Source organism: Kitasatospora sp. NBC_00240, from assembly GCF_026342405.1.
Lineage (GTDB): Bacteria > Actinomycetota > Actinomycetes > Streptomycetales > Streptomycetaceae > Kitasatospora.
The window spans coordinates 1,954,449-1,969,998 of the sequence record NZ_JAPEMU010000001.1 but is presented as its reverse complement, the minus strand read 5'-3'; the positions used below and the strand labels follow the sequence as shown (position 1 = coordinate 1,969,998).

At 72.5% G+C, this 15,550-nt stretch carries 16 protein-coding genes; 14 read left to right on the top strand and 2 right to left on the bottom strand.

Annotated features, from left to right (window positions below):
- Positions 1–175: 175 nt before the first annotated feature.
- The gene (locus OG689_RS08250) at positions 176–685 is read left to right on the top strand and encodes an FBP domain-containing protein (RefSeq protein ID WP_266319009.1); all 510 of its coding nucleotides are present in this window, start codon (positions 176–178) and stop codon (positions 683–685) included.
- Between the two features lie 54 nt (positions 686–739).
- Here the strand turns inward: OG689_RS08250 and OG689_RS08245 are convergent, their stop codons facing one another.
- On the bottom strand, positions 740–1,111 hold the full coding sequence (locus OG689_RS08245) for an RNA-binding S4 domain-containing protein (RefSeq protein WP_266319008.1): 372 nt from the start codon (positions 1,109–1,111) through the stop codon (positions 740–742).
- 102 nt (positions 1,112–1,213) lie between these two features.
- Between OG689_RS08245 and OG689_RS08240 the strand changes: the two genes are divergently transcribed.
- The gene (locus tag OG689_RS08240) at positions 1,214–2,158 is read left to right on the top strand and encodes an ADP-ribosylglycohydrolase family protein (protein WP_266319006.1); all 945 of its coding nucleotides are present in this window, start codon (positions 1,214–1,216) and stop codon (positions 2,156–2,158) included.
- Positions 2,159–2,178: 20 nt separating this feature from the next.
- On the opposite strand, the gene OG689_RS08235 is transcribed toward OG689_RS08240, so the two are convergent.
- Entirely contained in the window at positions 2,179–2,550 is a 372-nt protein-coding gene (locus tag OG689_RS08235; RefSeq protein ID WP_266319004.1) for a VOC family protein, read from the bottom strand.
- 283 nt (positions 2,551–2,833) lie between these two features.
- Here OG689_RS08235 and argC point away from each other — a divergent pair, with 283 nt between their 5' ends.
- The 12 genes from argC to OG689_RS08175 all read left to right on the top strand — a co-directional run bounded on the left by argC (position 2,834) and on the right by OG689_RS08175 (position 15,495).
- Positions 2,834–3,862 carry an N-acetyl-gamma-glutamyl-phosphate reductase gene (gene argC, locus OG689_RS08230; protein ID WP_266319002.1) on the top strand — a complete coding sequence of 343 codons (1,029 nt, stop codon included), beginning with the start codon at positions 2,834–2,836 and terminating at the stop codon, positions 3,860–3,862.
- A gap of 14 nt (positions 3,863–3,876) precedes the next feature.
- Entirely contained in the window at positions 3,877–5,031 is a 1,155-nt protein-coding gene (gene argJ, locus OG689_RS08225; RefSeq protein WP_266326958.1) for a bifunctional glutamate N-acetyltransferase/amino-acid acetyltransferase ArgJ, read from the top strand.
- A gap of 70 nt (positions 5,032–5,101) precedes the next feature.
- Positions 5,102–6,034, top strand: a complete 933-nt coding sequence (gene argB, locus OG689_RS08220) for an acetylglutamate kinase (RefSeq protein WP_266319000.1) — start codon at positions 5,102–5,104, stop codon at positions 6,032–6,034.
- A complete protein-coding gene (locus OG689_RS08215) occupies positions 6,031–7,239 on the top strand; it encodes an acetylornithine transaminase (RefSeq protein ID WP_266318999.1) in 1,209 nt (402 codons plus the stop codon). The genes argB and OG689_RS08215 overlap by 4 nt, the downstream gene beginning before the upstream one ends.
- A gap of 18 nt (positions 7,240–7,257) precedes the next feature.
- Positions 7,258–7,806, top strand: a complete 549-nt coding sequence (locus tag OG689_RS08210; protein ID WP_073921522.1) for an arginine repressor — start codon at positions 7,258–7,260, stop codon at positions 7,804–7,806.
- A 259-nt stretch (positions 7,807–8,065) separates the two neighbouring features.
- Entirely contained in the window at positions 8,066–9,259 is a 1,194-nt protein-coding gene (locus OG689_RS08205) for an argininosuccinate synthase (RefSeq protein ID WP_266318997.1), read from the top strand.
- Positions 9,260–9,346: 87 nt separating this feature from the next.
- Positions 9,347–10,771 carry an argininosuccinate lyase gene (argH, locus tag OG689_RS08200; RefSeq protein WP_266318996.1) on the top strand — a complete coding sequence of 475 codons (1,425 nt, stop codon included), beginning with the start codon at positions 9,347–9,349 and terminating at the stop codon, positions 10,769–10,771.
- Between the two features lie 291 nt (positions 10,772–11,062).
- Positions 11,063–11,548, top strand: coding sequence for a sigma-70 family RNA polymerase sigma factor (locus OG689_RS08195; RefSeq protein WP_266318994.1), 486 nt, complete (start codon positions 11,063–11,065; stop codon positions 11,546–11,548).
- 274 nt (positions 11,549–11,822) lie between these two features.
- Complete coding sequence (locus OG689_RS08190; protein WP_266318993.1) at positions 11,823–12,323, top strand: GNAT family N-acetyltransferase; 501 nt, start codon at positions 11,823–11,825, stop codon at positions 12,321–12,323.
- 529 nt (positions 12,324–12,852) lie between these two features.
- Entirely contained in the window at positions 12,853–13,878 is a 1,026-nt protein-coding gene (locus tag OG689_RS08185) for an ATP-binding cassette domain-containing protein (protein WP_266318992.1), read from the top strand.
- Positions 13,875–14,606, top strand: coding sequence for a methionine ABC transporter permease (locus tag OG689_RS08180; RefSeq protein WP_266318990.1), 732 nt, complete (start codon positions 13,875–13,877; stop codon positions 14,604–14,606). Before OG689_RS08185 ends, OG689_RS08180 begins: the two co-directional genes overlap by 4 nt.
- A gap of 58 nt (positions 14,607–14,664) precedes the next feature.
- Positions 14,665–15,495, top strand: coding sequence for a MetQ/NlpA family ABC transporter substrate-binding protein (locus OG689_RS08175; RefSeq protein WP_266318989.1), 831 nt, complete (start codon positions 14,665–14,667; stop codon positions 15,493–15,495).
- Positions 15,496–15,550 lie beyond the last annotated feature (55 nt).

Genomic DNA, 15,550 nt, shown 5'->3' with positions numbered 1-15,550 from the left:
GCCCGCCGGCCGTCCCGGGCCTGATTGCGAACCTGGTCCCTGATCTGGTCCCTGATCTGGTCCCGGACCTGGTCAGGGAGCGTCCCCGGGCCGGCGCCCCGGGCGCCCGCGGACGGCCCCGGCCGGGGGGAAATTCCGGTGACGGCGGTTCGTCCGCGTGCTAGTTTCCGGAACCATGAACCCGCTGGACGAGACCGAGATCCGCACGTCCTTCGTCAACTGCTCCAAGGGCGAGGCCCGCAGGCTCAACCTCCCCAAGGGCCTGGCCGAACTGCCCTGGGACGCCCTGGACTTCCTGGGCTGGCGCGACCCGGGCGCACCGGACCGCAGCTACCTGGTCGCCGAGCGGGACGGGCGGCCGGTCGGTGTCACGCTTCGGGTGCCCAACGTCCGCCGGAGCCTGACCAGGACGAACGTCTGCTCGTTCTGCATCGCCACACACGCGGGCTCCGGCGTCTCGCTGCTCACCGCCCGGCGGGCCGGCGCGGCCGGCCGGCAGGGCAACTCGGTCGGCACCTACATGTGCGCCGACCTGGCCTGCTCGCTCTACCTGCGCGGCCTCAAGAGGTCGGCGCTGGTCAGCCGGCCCGAGGAGTCGCTCACGCTGGACGAGCAGATCGCCCGGATCGTCACCAACGTGGACCGCTTCCTGGACCAGGTCCTCGAAGCGGGCGTGCCCGCCTGAGCGGCTCGCCTCCCCGCCTCCCCGCCTCCCCGGCGGGGCGCAGGCCGGCGCCGGTCACCAGCCGCGCAGCTGCTCGATGTCCCGCCGGTCGCGCTTGGTCGGCCGGCCGGTGCCGCGGTCACGTTCACCCGTCGGCGCCCCGCTCTCCGCAGGCGGCGGCGGGCTGTTGTCGACGAAGCACTCGGCCGCCACCGGCGCCCCGACCCGCTTGCGGACCACCTGCGAAACCACCACGACCCGCTCGCGCCCGTCCTGGCGCAGCCGGACCTCGTCCCCCGCCCGGACGCTGTGCGCCGGTTTCACCCGCTCACCGTTCACCCGCACGTGCCCGGCCCGGCAGGCGGCCGCCGCCAGTGATCGCGTCTTGGTGAGCCGCACGGACCAGACCCAGCTGTCCACCCGTACGCTCCCCTCGTCAGGAGCCATGCCACCACTCTAGAGCGGCCCGACGCCGTTCCGGGGCCTCGCCCGCGCGGGAGCGGGGGCGGGGCCGGGTGCTGCCCCGACGGCGGCCGGTAGCCTGCCGCAATGAACCGGACACAGCGCGCGGCCGGAGCGGTCGTCGGCTCGGCGGTCGGCGACGCACTGGGCGCCCCTTACGAGTTCGGGCCCGCCGGGGCCTTCTCCGCCCGCTTCCCGCCCGAGGCCGGAGCCGGCGCGATGCGCAGCGGCGGCGGCTGGGACACCGGCGAGGCCACCGACGACACGCAGATGGCCGTGCATCTCGCCGAATCCCTGGTGGAGTGCGGGGGCCTCGACCTGCCGGACGTCTTCGACCGGTTCCGCCGCTGGGCGGCCGACGACCCGAAGGACATCGGCCTGCAGACCGAGGACGTCCTCACCAGCGGCATGCCCTGGGACCAGGCCGCCGCGGTGCACTTCCAGGTCAACCTCCGCGCGGCGGGCAACGGTTCGCTGATGCGGGCGGCCGGCTCCGCCGTGTACTTCGCGCCGGCGGGGCAGGCCGCCGGCATGGACGCGGCGCGCCGGATCGCGGCTCTCACCCACGGCGACCGCGCCGCTTGGGAGGGCACCGCCGTCCTGCACGAACTCGTCCGGGTGGCGCTGACCGGCGCCGACCCGCTCGGGGCCCTGCCGGAGACCCTGGAGCTGGTGGACAGCGAGCACCGCGAGCGGTACGCGACCGTGCTCGCCCCGCACTGGCACCCCGGCCTGGCGACCGAGTTCAACGGCGCGGTCCGGCCCTGCCTCGGCTCCGCCCTCCGGGCCCTGCGCAGCACCTCCTCCTTCCCGGGCGCGCTGCGCGCGGCGGTGGACGTGGGCGGGGACACCGACACGGTCGCCGCCGTGACCGGTGCCCTCGCGGGCGCCCGCTACGGGTTCGACGCGATCCCGGCGCACTGGACGGAGCCGCTGCACGTGCCGCTGCCGGGCTCCGGCGGCCGGGTGCTGCGGCTGCCCGAGCTGCTCTCGCCGGCGAGGCGGCTGCAGGAGGGGCCGCCCTCGCGGTAGGGCGGTGCCCGTGGTGCGGGTCAGTGCTCCTGGATCACCGAGAGGATGTTCCCCGCCGGGTCCGTGAACCAGGCGATGTCCGGGCCCGCCTCGCGGTAGATGCCCCGCTCGTCCGCCTCCAGCCCGGGGTAGCGCTCGAACCGGACGCCGCGCCGGCCGAGCTCGTCGACCGCCGCCTCGATGTCCTCCACCGGGAAGTTGAGGACGGTGAAGGTGGCCGGGGTGTGCTCGGGTTTGGGATAGATCAGCACGTCGGCGCCGCTGCCCAGGTGCAGGCGCAGCAGCCCGTCGGCCTCGGTGAGGTCGACGCCCAGAGTTTCGGCGTAGAAGCCTCTGGCCTTGTCGATGTCGTCCACGGCGAAGCCGCTGAACGCCTTGCTCCGACCGAACATGGCTCTACTCCTCGTCGGGCCCGGCCCGTGACGTGGTCGGCGGACCGGGCGGTCGGCCTGTCCCTCCATGGTCTGCCCGCGCGGGGAGCGGCGCAGTCCGGCGCGGCCGCCCGGCGGGCGGCGGGTCCGTCGCCCCCGGCGGGGTGAAGCGGGGTCGGGAGACGGCTGCCCGGCCCTAGGCTGGGGGCGGGAGCGTGATCACCGGGGGAGGGGCTCCGGGCAGGCTTCTTGCATGAATGTTCCGTGCTGCGTATATTCATGCCAAGTCCTAGGAGGGAACGTCATGGCATTGCGAGTCGCCGTCGCCGGAGCGAGTGGTTATGCGGGCGGTGAGGTCCTGCGCCTGCTGCTCGGTCACCCGGAGGTCGAGATCGGTGCGCTGACCGGCGGCTCCAACGCCGGGACGAGACTCGGACTCCTGCAACCGCACCTGCTGCCGCTCGCCGACCGCGTCCTGGAGCCCACCACGCCCGAGGTGCTGGCGGGGCACGACGTGGTCTTCCTCGGCCTGCCGCACGGCCGGTCCGCCGCCGTCGCCCAGGCACTGGGCGAGGACGTCCTGGTGGTCGACTGCGGTGCCGACTTCCGCCTGAAGGCCTCGGCGGACTGGGAGCAGTTCTACGGCTCCGCGCACGCCGGCACCTGGCCCTACGGCCTGCCCGAGCTGCCCGGCCACCGGGCCGCGCTCAAGGGCAGCAACCGGATCGCCGTCCCCGGCTGCTACCCGACGGCCGTCTCGCTGGCGCTCTTCCCGGCGTACGCCGCGCAGCTGGTCGAGCCCGAGGCGGTCATCGTCGCGGCCTCCGGCACCTCCGGCGCGGGCAAGGCCGCCAAGACGCACCTGCTCGGCAGCGAGGTGATGGGCAACGTCAGCGCGTACGGCGTCGGCGGCGCCCACCGGCACACCCCCGAGATGTCGCAGAACCTCACCCCGGTCGCGGGTGAGCCCGTCACGGTCTCCTTCACGCCGACCCTCGTCCCGATGCCCCGGGGCATCCTCGCCACCTGCAGTGCCAAGGCGAAGCCCGGCGTGACGGCCGGGGCCGTCCGTGCCGCGTACGCCGAGGCCTTCGCGGACGAGCCCTTCGTGCACCTGCTGCCCGAGGGGAGCTGGCCGCAGACCAGTTCGGTCTACGGCTCCAACGCCGCGCTGGTCCAGGTCGCCCTGGACGAGCACGCCGGGCGGGTCATCGCGATCAGTGCGATCGACAACCTGGTGAAGGGCACCGCCGGCGGCGCGGTGCAGAGCATGAACATCGCCCTCGGCCTGCCGGAAGAGCTGGGCCTGCCCCTGAACGGAGTCGCACCGTGACGAACAACCCCACCATCGGCGTCACGGCGGCCAAGGGGTTCCGCGCCGCCGGCGTCACCGCCGGGATCAAGGCCTCCGGTACGCCGGACCTCGCCCTCGTGGTCAACGACGGGCCGTCGCTGGCCGCCGCCGGCGTCTTCACCTCCAACCGGGTCAAGGCCGCGCCGGTGCTCTGGTCCGAGCAGGTCCTCAAGGGCGGCCGGCTCTCCGCCGTGGTGCTCAACTCCGGCGGCGCCAACGCCTGCACCGGCCCGCTGGGGTTCCAGGACACCCACGCCACCGCCGAGAAGGTCGCCGAGGAGCTCAAGGTCAACGCCGGCGAGGTCGCGGTCGCGTCCACCGGACTGATCGGCCTGCGGCTGCCGATGGACCTGCTGCTCCCCGGCGTCGAGCAGGCCGCCCGGGCCCTGAGCGAGGACGGCGGGGAGGCCGCCGCCGTCGCCATCAAGACCACCGACACCGTGCACAAGACCGCGCAGGTCACCAGCCCGGCCGGCTGGACGGTGGGCGGCATGGCCAAGGGCGCGGGCATGCTGGCGCCGGGTCTGGCGACCATGCTGGTCGTCCTCACCACGGACGCCGACGTCGACAGCGCCGGCCTGGACACCGCGCTGCGCGCCGCCACCCGCACCACCTTCGACCGGGTGGACTCCGACGGCTGCATGTCCACCAACGACACCGTGCTGCTGCTGGCCTCCGGCGCCGCCGGGACGGCCCCGGACGCCGCCGAGTTCGCCGAGGCCGTCCGCGCGGTCTGCGCCGACCTGGCCCGGCAGCTGATCGGCGACGCCGAGGGCGCCAGCAAGGACATCCGGATCGACATCACCGGCGCGGCCACCGAGGACGAGGCCGTCGACGTCGCCCGGGTGGTGGCCCGCAACAACCTGCTGAAGTGCGCCCTCCACGGTGAGGACCCGAACTGGGGCCGGGTGCTGGCCGCCATCGGCACCACCTCGGCGGCCTTCGACCCGAACCGTCTGGACGTCGCCATCAACGGGATCTGGGTCTGCAAGGACGGCAGCGTCGGCGAGGACCGCGACCTGGTGGACATGAGCGGCCGCGACGTGGTCATCACCGCCGACCTCAACGCCGGCCAGGCCTCCGCCACGGTGTGGACCAACGACCTCACCGCCGACTACGTGCACGAGAACAGCGCCTACTCGACCTGAGCCCGCCGGCCCCGGGGGCGGCCTTGCACCGCCCCCGCCCGAACCCACCACCGAGTCGGAGACGTACACCGTGCAGATCGCACCCAAGGGTGAACAGGCCCGCAACAACACCGCGTTGCCCAAGGCCCTCACCCTCATCGAGGCGCTCCCGTGGCTGGAGCGCTTCCACGGCAAGACCGTCGTCATCAAGTTCGGCGGCAACGCCATGGTCGACGAGGAGCTCAAGGCGGCCTTCGCCCAGGACGTGGTGTTCCTGCGCTACGCGGGCCTGCACCCGGTGGTCGTGCACGGCGGCGGCCCCCAGATCAGCGCCCAACTGGACAAGCTGGGACTGGAGTCCAGCTTCACCAACGGCCTGCGGGTGACCACCCCGGAGACCATGGACGTGGTCCGGATGGTGCTCGCCGGCCAGGTCCAGCGCGAGCTGGTCGGGATGCTCAACGACCACGGCCCGTTCGCGGTCGGCATGACCGGCGAGGACGCGCACACCATGACGGCGGTCAAGCGCTACGCCCTGGTCGACGGCGAGCACGTCGACATCGGCCTGGTCGGCGACATCGTCAACATCGAGGCCGGCGCGGTGAAGGCACTGATCGGGGACGGCCGGATCCCGGTGATCTCCTCGATCGCCCGCGGCACCGACGGCCACGTCTACAACATCAACGCGGACACCGCGGCCTCCGCCCTGGCGGTGGCGCTGGGCGCCGAGATGCTGGTCGTGCTGACCGACGTCGAGGGCCTGTACGCCGACTGGCCGAACTCCGACGACGTGATCAGCCAGCTCAGCGCGACCGAGCTGGAGTCCCTGCTGCCGGACCTCGCCAGCGGCATGCTGCCCAAGATGGAGGGCTGCCTGAACGCCGTCCGCTCCGGGGTCGGCACCGCCCGCGTGCTGGACGGCAGGGTGCAGCACTCGCTGCTGCTTGAGATCTTTACCGATGAGGGCATCGGCACGATGGTCGTGCCGGACGACGACATGATGGTGACCGGGGGACTGGCATGAGCGGCAACGAGCAGCTGACCGGGCGGTGGCAGCACGCCCTGATGAACAACTACGGCACCCCGCGGATCCCGCTGGTGCGCGGCGAGGGCGCCCGGCTCTGGGACGCCGACGGCAAGCAGTACACCGACTTCATCGGCGGCATCGCGGTCAACGCCCTCGGCACCGCCCACCCGGCGATCGTGGCGGCCGTGACCGAGCAGATCTCCTCGCTCGGCCACATCTCCAACCTGTTCCTCGCCGAGCCCACGGTGAAGCTCGCCGAGCGGCTGATCGAGCTCTCCGGGCGGGACGGACGGGTGTTCTTCTCGAACTCCGGCGCCGAGGCCAACGAGGCCGCGTTCAAGATCAGCCGGCTGACCGGGCGCACCCACCTGGTCTCCCTGCAGGGCGCCTTCCACGGCCGGACGATGGGCGCCCTCGCGCTCACCGCCCAGCCCGCCAAGCAGGACCCGTTCCGCCCGCTGCCCGGCGACGTCACCCACGTCCCGTTCGGTGACGTCGAGGCGCTGCGCGCCGCCGTCACCACCGACACCGCCGCCGTCTTCCTGGAGCCGATCCAGGGCGAGAACGGCGCGATCCCGCTGCCGGACGGCTACCTCAGGGCCGCCCGCGAGATCACCCGCGCCACCGGCACCCTGCTGATCCTGGACGAGATCCAGACCGGCATCGGCCGGGCCGGCCACTGGTTCGCCCACCAGGCCTTCGAGGGCGTGGAGCCGGACGTCGTCACCCTGGCCAAGGGCCTCGGCGGCGGCCTGCCGATCGGCGCCACGCTGGCCTTCGGCCCGGCCGCCGACCTGCTGCAGCCCGGCAACCACGGGACCACCTTCGGCGGCAACCCGGTGGTCTGCGCGGCCGCGCTGGCCGTCCTGGACACCATCGAGTCCGAGGGCCTGCTGGAGCACGTCCGCAAGCTGGGCGACCGGCTGCGCACGGGCATCGAGGCGATCGGGGACCCGCTGGTCTCGCACGTGCGGGGCGCCGGCCTGCTGCTCGGCATCGTGCTGACCGAGCCGGTGGCGGCCAAGATCCAGGCCGCCGCGCAGGAGGCCGGGTTCCTGGTCAACGCCGCGGTGCCGGACGCGGTGCGCCTCGCGCCGCCGCTGGTGCTGACCGAGCAGGACGCCGACGCGTTCCTCGCCGCACTGCCCGCGATCCTGCGGTCGGTGAACGAGAGCGCCCCGCCCGCCGACGGCCGCGCGTAGTCCGGGAGAATCATTCATATGACCGCACCCCACTCCGGCCAGCCCGCCGCCGGGCCGACGTCACAGGTCCCGCAGACCCGTGCCGCGCGCCACCGGCGGATCGTGGACCTGTTGACCCGTCAGCCCGTGCGCTCGCAGAGCCAGCTCGCCAAGCTGCTCGCCGACGACGGACTGGTGGTCACCCAGGCCACTCTCTCGCGGGACCTGGACGAGCTGGGCGCGGTGAAGATCCGCAACCGGGACGGCGCGCTCATCTACGCCGTCCCGGCCGAGGGCGGCGACCGTACGCCGCGCGCGCCGATGGGGGAGTCGGCCAGCGAGGGCCGGATGGCCCGGCTGGCCGGCGAGCTGATGGTCTCGGCCACCGCCTCGGGCAACCTCGTGGTGCTGCGCACGCCGCCCGGGGCGGCGCAGTTCCTCGCCTCGGCGATCGACCAGGCCGAGGTTTTCGAGATCATCGGTACCATCGCCGGCGACGACACCGTGCTGCTGATCAGCCGTGATCCGGCCGGTGGCCAGGCGCTCGCCGACCACCTGATGCAGCTGGCCCAGGCCAAGGCGCAGTAGCGGCACGCCCTGCCCGGCCGCACCGGGCCCGCGCCCGTCCGTCGCACCGGTGGACGGGCGCGGGTGTCCCGTCATTGCCCCTTTCCCGAACCGCACCGGCATCGCCCTCCGGCCGGTGTTTTGAAATCCATACGGACTCATGCATACTTATGCCTAGCACCGCATGGGACCGGCCCCCGGTGGACCCGCTCAGTCCGGAGTCCGCCGCCGCACCCCGCGTACCGCACACCCCGTTCGCACAGTTGTGAAGGAGAAAGCCGTGACCGAGCGCGTCGTACTCGCCTATTCGGGCGGTCTGGACACGTCCGTCTGCATCGGCTGGATCGCCGAGGAGACCGGCGCCGAGGTCATCGCCGTCGCGGTCGACGTCGGCCAGGGTGGCGAGGACCTGGACGCGATCCGCCAGCGGGCGCTGGACTGCGGCGCCGTCGAGGCCGAGGTGGCCGACGCCCGCGAGGAGTTCGCGGACGAGTACTGCCTCCCCGCCCTCAAGGCCAACGCCCTCTACCAGGGCCAGTACCCGCTGGTCTCCGCGCTGTCGCGGCCGGCCATCGTCAAGCACCTGGTCGCCGCCGCGCAGAAGCACGGCGCCACCACCGTCGCCCACGGCTGCACCGGCAAGGGCAACGACCAGGTCCGCTTCGAGGTCGGCATCCAGTCGCTGGCCCCCGAGCTGAAGTGCATCGCCCCGGTCCGCGACTACGCGATGACCCGTGACAAGGCGATCGCCTTCGCCGAGGCGAAGAACCTCCCGATCGTCACCACCAAGAAGAACCCGTACTCGATCGACCAGAACGTCTTCGGGCGGGCCGTCGAGACCGGCTTCCTGGAGGACATCTGGAACGCCCCGATCGAGGACGTCTACGAGTACACCCAGGACCCGGCCGCCCCGCGTGAGGCCGACACCGTCGTCATCACCTTCGAGGCGGGCGTCCCGGTCGCGATCGACGGCCGCAAGGTGACGGTGCTGCAGGCCGTCGAGGAGCTCAACAAGCGCGCCGGCGCCCAGGGTGTCGGCCGGCTCGACATGGTCGAGGACCGCCTGGTCGGCATCAAGTCCCGCGAGATCTACGAGGCCCCCGGCGCGATCGCCCTGATCACCGCCCACCAGGCCCTGGAGAACGTCACCGTCGAGCGCGAGCTGGCCCGCTACAAGCGGCAGGTCGAGCAGCGCTGGGCCGAGCTGGTCTACGACGGCCTGTGGTTCTCCCCGCTCAAGCGGGCCCTGGACGGCTTCATCAACGAGGCCAACCAGCACGTCTCCGGCGAGATCCGGCTCGTCCTGCACGGCGGCCGGGCCGTCGTCAACGGCCGCAAGTCGGACCAGTCGCTGTACGACTTCAACCTGGCGACCTACGACACCGGCGACACCTTCGACCAGTCGATGTCCAAGGGCTTCATCGAGATCTTCGGCCTCTCCTCGAAGATCGCGGCCCGCCGCGACCTCGCCTGAGCGACCCCGCTCGCACGGTCCCGGCTGCGCCCCGCAGCCGGGACCTCCCGCTACCCGTACCCGTAAGCCCAGCAAGGAGCCCACGCGATGTCGTCCGAACCGACCGCAGACGTCCGACTCTGGGGCGCACGCTTCGCCGACGGCCCCTCCGAGGCGCTGGCCAAGCTCTCCGCCTCGGTGCACTTCGACTGGCGGCTCGCGCCGTACGACATCGCCGGCTCCAAGGCGCACGCCCGGGTCCTGCACAAGGCCGGGCTGCTGAGCGACGAGGAGCTGGCCGGCATGCTGGCCGGCCTGGACGAGCTGCTGGCCGACGTCGAGTCCGGCGCCTTCACCGGCACCATCGCCGACGAGGACGTGCACACCGCCCTGGAGCGCGGGCTGCTGGAGCGGCTCGGGGCCGACCTCGGCGGCAAGCTGCGGGCCGGGCGCTCGCGCAACGACCAGATCGCCACGCTGTTCCGGATGTACCTGCGCGACCACGCGAAGATCATCGGCGGTCTGGTGCTGGATCTCCAGCACGCCCTGGTCGGCCTCGCCGAGGCGCACCCCGACACCGCGATGCCGGGCCGCACCCACCTGCAGCACGCCCAGCCGGTGCTCTTCGCGCACCACGTGCTCGCGCACGTCCAGGCCCTCGGCCGGGACGCCGAGCGGCTGCGCCAGTGGGACACCCGCACCGCCGTCTCCCCGTACGGCTCCGGCGCGCTGGCCGGCTCCTCGCTCGGGCTGGACCCGGAGGCGGTCGCCGCCGAGCTGGGCTTCGAGCGCGGTTCGGTCGGCAACTCGATCGACGGCACCGCCTCGCGCGACTTCGTCGCGGAGTTCGCCTTCGTGACGGCGATGATCGGCATCAACCTCTCCCGGATCGCGGAGGAGGTGATCATCTGGAACACCAAGGAGTTCGGCTTCATCACGCTGCACGACGCCTTCTCCACCGGGTCCTCGATCATGCCGCAGAAGAAGAACCCGGACATCGCGGAGCTGGCGCGTGGCAAGTCCGGCCGCCTGATCGGCAACCTGACCGGGCTGCTCGCCACTCTCAAGGCGCTGCCGCTGGCCTACAACCGGGACCTCCAGGAGGACAAGGAGCCGGTCTTCGACTCCTGCGACACCCTCGAGGTCCTGCTGCCGGCCTTCACCGGCATGATGGCCACCCTCACCGTGCACCGGGAGCGTCTGGAGGAGCTGGCCCCCGCCGGGTTCTCGCTGGCCACCGACATCGCCGAGTGGCTGGTCAAGCAGGGCGTGCCGTTCCGGGTCGCGCACGAGGTCGCCGGCGCCTGCGTCAAGGTCTGCGAGGGCCAGGGCATCGAGCTGTCCGACCTGACGGACGAGCAGTTCGCCGCGATCTCCGAGCACCTGACGCCCGAGGTCCGCTCGGTGCTCAACGTGCACGGTGCGATCGCCTCCCGCAACGGCCGGGGCGGCACCGCGCCGTCCGCCGTCGCGGTCCAGCTGGCCGAGCTCAAGGCCGACCTGGCCCTCCAGCAGGAGTGGACCCAGGGCTGACGCCCCGACCGGAGGGGGCGTGACGGGTGACCGTCGCGCCCCCTCCGTGCTGTTCCCGTCCCGGTCGCGGGCCGGCCCGGCCGTGTCCGGACGGGCCCGCCGCCGGTAGTACACGGTGTGTATGCCGACCGACCCGCCGTCACCCGTCCGTCCGCGCCCCCGATCGCGCCCCGCGCGGGCCGCCCGTCCGCGCCCCCGTCCAGTCCCGCGCCCCCGTCCAGTCCCGGGTCTGCGTACGGTCCCGTGCCCCCGCGCGGCATCGGGTCCACGCCGGGTCCTCCGCTCCCCGCCGTGCTTCCGGTGGTGGGGCTGCGTCCCGCCGTGGCCCCGTTCGTCGCCGTGCTGGCCCGCCGCCACCGGCTGGACGCCGAGGATCTGGAGCAGTCCGTCTGGCTGCTGGTATGCGAGCGCGCCGCCGCCGGCCGGCTGCCGGGTGACGTCCGCTCCTGGTTGCGCTCGCTGGCCCTGCGCGAGTGCCGGCGCCTCACCCGGACGGCCGAGCGGGAGCGCCTCGCCGCCGGGCGTGCGGCCTGCCCCGCGCCCGCCCCCTCGGCGGAGGAGGAGGTGCTCGCCGAGCGGGGCCGGCGCGCCCTGTGGGCGGCCGTCGCCGCCCTGCCCGGCCGCTGTCCCGGGCTGCTCGCCGCGCTCGCCGACGCGCCCGGGCTCACCTACGGTGACCTGGCGGGCCTGCTCGGAATTCCGCGCGGCAGCATCGGCCCCACCCGCTCCCGCTGCCTGTCCTGTCTGCGCACGGTGCTGCACGGCCTGCGGACGTGATGCTCGACACGTCGGGCGTCCGGGAGGTTGAGAGAAGCTGACGCCGGGGTAGAGCGGTGGCGAACGCACCTCTTGACGGTGACGCGATCACACGGATACTGAGCGTGAGCGCGGCCCGGCCCGGCGGGCTGTGGTGCATCCTGCCGGGCTGATACGTTCGTGCGCCATACCCCGGTCAGGACCGATCCCCGGCCGGGTACATCTCCGGCAGAGCATCCGGTGCGACACCCTCGAACCCGCGCGCCGGAGAACAACGATGGGGAGGCCCCTGTACATGGGCATGAGTGTGATCATCTCGGTTGCGGACAAGGAAGACGCGGAGCAGATCCTCAAGCTCCAGTACCTCGGCTACCAGAGCGAGGCGGAGCTGTACGGCGACTGGGGCATCGAGCCCCTGACGCAGACCCTGGAGAGCCTGCGCACCGAGCTGGCCGAGCGGCACGTGCTGGTCGCCCGGCTCGGCGACGAGGTCGTCGGGACCGTCCGCGGCCGGGTCGACGAGGGCGGTGTCGGCCGGATAGGGCGTCTGGTGGTCCACCCCCGGATGCAGCGCCACGGCCTGGGCGGCCGGCTGCTGGACGCGATGGAGCGGCGCCTGCTGGAGGACGGGTCGGTGCAGGTCTTCCGTCTCTTCACCGGCCACCGCAGCCTCGGCAACCTGCGCCTCTACGCCCGGCAGGGTTACCGGCAGACCGGCGTCGAGACGATCGGCGGCGAGCTGACCTACGTCGCGCTGGAGAAGCCGGCGCACAGCGAGCTGGCCGCCTCCGCCTGAGGTCTCCCCGGCGCCCGGGTCCGGTCACGTGCGTGACAGGACCCGGGCGCTTCTGTGCTTGGCAGCAAAGGGTCGTGTCCGCATTCCGGACTTGGAGTCCTGATATCTGGGACTCATTCGATTGATCTGATTTACTGGCTCTCATGACTGCGACGACGAAATGGACCCCCACCGGCACCATGCCGGCAGGTGAGAGTGCCATGTGCCGTCGAATGTGTCACCGCTGAGGGCCACTGTCCTCCCCGGCCTCCGGCCGGTGGTAGCCCCCTCCTCGCGCCCCGAAGCGAGAACCCCGGCCGCTCCTGTCGTGGAGCGCCGCCGTGCCCGCCCGTCCCACCGCCCGCCCGGGCGGGAGCCCTGCTGCCGTTGACCCGTGCGGGTCACGCCCCCGCGCGGGCCGCCCGTGCAGCCGCAAGGATCAAGGGATGGCAGGTCCGGAAACACCCTCATCGGCGCGTCGCCGCCCGTCCCCGGCCGAGACCCGGCCGGGTGGTTCGACGACGTCCGCCCCCGACCCACGGAAGCAGCTGTGATCACCACCACGGACCTCACGAAGGTCTACCGCTCGCAAGGCCGCGAGGTGACCGCCCTGGCCGGCGTCGACCTGCACGTCCGCGAGGGCGAGGTCTACGGAGTCGTCGGCACCAGCGGCGCAGGCAAGAGCACACTCATCCGCTGCGTGAACATGCTGGAGCGCCCCAGCTCCGGCACCGTCACCGTCGACGGCCTGGACCTCACCGCCCTCGGCGGTCACGAGCAGCGCGCCGGCAGCGCCCTGCGCGAGGCCCGGCGGCGGATCGGCATGGTCTTCCAGCACTTCAACCTGCTCGCCTCGCGGACCGCCCAGGAGAACGTCGAACTCCCGCTGGAGATCATCGGCCTGGACCGCTCCCAGCGTCGCCGCAAGGCCGCCGAACTGCTCGACCTGGTCGGCCTCGCCGACAAGGCCCGCAGCTACCCCGGCCAGCTCTCCGGCGGCCAGAAGCAGCGCGTCGGCATCGCCCGCGCCCTGGCCGGCGACCCCAAGGTGCTGCTCTCCGACGAGGCGACCTCCGCCCTCGACCCCGAGACCACCCGCTCCATCCTCAAGCTGCTGCGCGACCTCAACCAGCAGCTCGGGCTCACCGTCCTGCTGATCACCCACGAGATGGACGTCATCAAGTCCGTCTGCGACTCGGCGGCCCTGATGCGCGGCGGCCGGGTGGTCGAGTCCGGCGCACTCACCGACCTGCTCGCCACCCCCGGCTCCGAGCTCGCCCGCGAGCTCTTCCCGCTCAGCGAGTTCGCCTCCGGGCACGCCGGCCGGACGGTGCTGGAGATCACCTTCCAGGGCGACAGCTCCGCCCGGCCCTTCGTCTCGCAGCTCGCCCGCACCTACCAGATCGACATCAACATCCTCGGCGCGGCCGTCGAGACCATCGCCGGCCGGATGGTCGGCCGGATGCGCGTCGAACTGCCCGGCGCCCACCAGGACAACGTGGTGCCGATCGGCTTCCTGCGCGAGCAGGGCCTGCAGGTGGACGTGCTCGACGCGGCGGACGGAGTGGTGGCATGACCTGGGACCAGATGCAGGAACTGCTGTGGCCCGCCACCTGGGAGACCCTCCAGATGGTCGGCGTGGCCTCGGTGGGCACCATCCTGATCGGCCTGCCGGTCGGCGTCCTGCTGGTACTCACCGACCGCGGCGGACTGCTGCAGAACGTGCCGGTCAACCGGGTGCTCGGCGCCGTGGTGAACATCGGCCGCGCGCTGCCGTTCATCATCCTGATGGTCGCCCTGCAAGGCGTCACCAAGGCGATCGCCGGGACGACCATCGGCTGGCAGGCGGCCACCGTCCCGCTGACCATCGGCGCCATCCCCTTCTTCGCACGCCTGGTCGAGACCGCGGTGCGCGAGGTCGACGGCGGCCTGGTCGAGGCCGTCCAGTCGATGGGCGGCAGCACCGGGACGATCGTCCGCAAGACCCTGCTGCCGGAGTCGCTGCCCTCGCTGATCGCCTCCGTCACCACCACCGTCATCGCGCTGATCGGCTTCTCCGCGATGGCCGGCGTGGTGGGCGGCGGCGGACTCGGCGACCTCGCCGTCCGCTACGGCTACCTGCGCTTCGAGACCGGCTTCATGTGGGTGATCATCGCCGAGCTGGTGGTCATCGTCACCGCCGTCCAGCTGGCCGGCGACCACGCCGCCCGACGGCTCACCCACCGCGGCCGCGCCACCGGCCGGCCCTGGTCGCGCAGGAATGCCGCGGACTCCTCCTCGGGCGACCTCGTCGCCCCCCACTGACCGCACCGCCGCCCGATCCCCGGACGGCCTCCCCGCATCACGCAGAAAGGCACTTTTCGTGCGCAACGTTCTGAAGACCACCACCGTCCTCGCCACCGCCGGCCTGGCCCTCTCGCTCGCCGCCTGCGGCAGCGACAGCTCCTCCTCGGCCGGGTCCGACCCGGACAAGGCCCTGGTGGTCGTCGCCAGCCCCACCCCGCACGCCCAGATCCTGGACTTCGTCAAGAAGAACCTGGCCGACAAGGCCGGGCTCAAGCTCGACGTGAAGGTGGTCACCGACTACGTGACCCCCAACACCGCGGTGCAGGACGGCTCGGCCGACGCCAACTACTTCCAGCACGTCCCGTACCTGGAGGACTTCAACAAGAAGCAGGGCACCGACATCGTCTCCGTCGAGCCGGTGCACCTGGAGCCGCTGGGCCTCTACTCCAAGAAGGTCAAGGCGGTCGGCGACCTCAAGGACGGCGCCCAGGTCGGCGTGCCCAACGACGCCACCAACGAGGGCCGGGCGCTCAAGCTGCTCGCCGACAACAACGTCATCACCCTCAAGAGCGGCGCCGGCACCACCGCCACCGTCCAGGACATCGCGTCCAACCCGAAGAACCTCAAGTTCAAGGAGCTGGAGGCGGCCCAGCTGCCCCGCTCGCTGGACGACCTGGACGCCGCCGTCATCAACGGGAACTACGCGCTCGACTCGGGCCTGAAGCCCGCCAGCGACGCCATCGTGGTGGAGAAGGCCGAGGGCAACCCGTACGCCAACATCCTCGCCGTGAAGAAGGGCAAGGAGAGCGACCCGCGGGTCAAGAAGCTCGCCGAGCTGCTGCACTCCGCCGAGGTCAAGAAGTACATCGACGACACCTTCCAGGGCTCCGTCACCCCGGCCTTCTGACCGGCCCGACGAAGATTCCGCGCACGGCCCGACCGGGCCCCCGCCGCACCTCGGC

Coding starts and splice junctions, on each gene's coding strand:
- OG689_RS08180 (WP_266318990.1), top strand. CDS start 13,875: ATGACCTGGGACCAGATGCAGGAACTGCTGTGGCCCGCCACCTGGGAG.
- argC (WP_266319002.1), top strand. CDS start 2,834: ATGGCATTGCGAGTCGCCGTCGCCGGAGCGAGTGGTTATGCGGGCGGT.
- OG689_RS08215 (WP_266318999.1), top strand. CDS start 6,031: ATGAGCGGCAACGAGCAGCTGACCGGGCGGTGGCAGCACGCCCTGATG.
- OG689_RS08190 (WP_266318993.1), top strand. CDS start 11,823: ATGGGCATGAGTGTGATCATCTCGGTTGCGGACAAGGAAGACGCGGAG.
- OG689_RS08245 (WP_266319008.1), bottom strand. CDS start 1,111: ATGGCTCCTGACGAGGGGAGCGTACGGGTGGACAGCTGGGTCTGGTCC.
- OG689_RS08250 (WP_266319009.1), top strand. CDS start 176: ATGAACCCGCTGGACGAGACCGAGATCCGCACGTCCTTCGTCAACTGC.
- OG689_RS08235 (WP_266319004.1), bottom strand. CDS start 2,550: ATGTTCGGTCGGAGCAAGGCGTTCAGCGGCTTCGCCGTGGACGACATC.
- OG689_RS08210 (WP_073921522.1), top strand. CDS start 7,258: ATGACCGCACCCCACTCCGGCCAGCCCGCCGCCGGGCCGACGTCACAG.
- OG689_RS08240 (WP_266319006.1), top strand. CDS start 1,214: ATGAACCGGACACAGCGCGCGGCCGGAGCGGTCGTCGGCTCGGCGGTC.
- argH (WP_266318996.1), top strand. CDS start 9,347: ATGTCGTCCGAACCGACCGCAGACGTCCGACTCTGGGGCGCACGCTTC.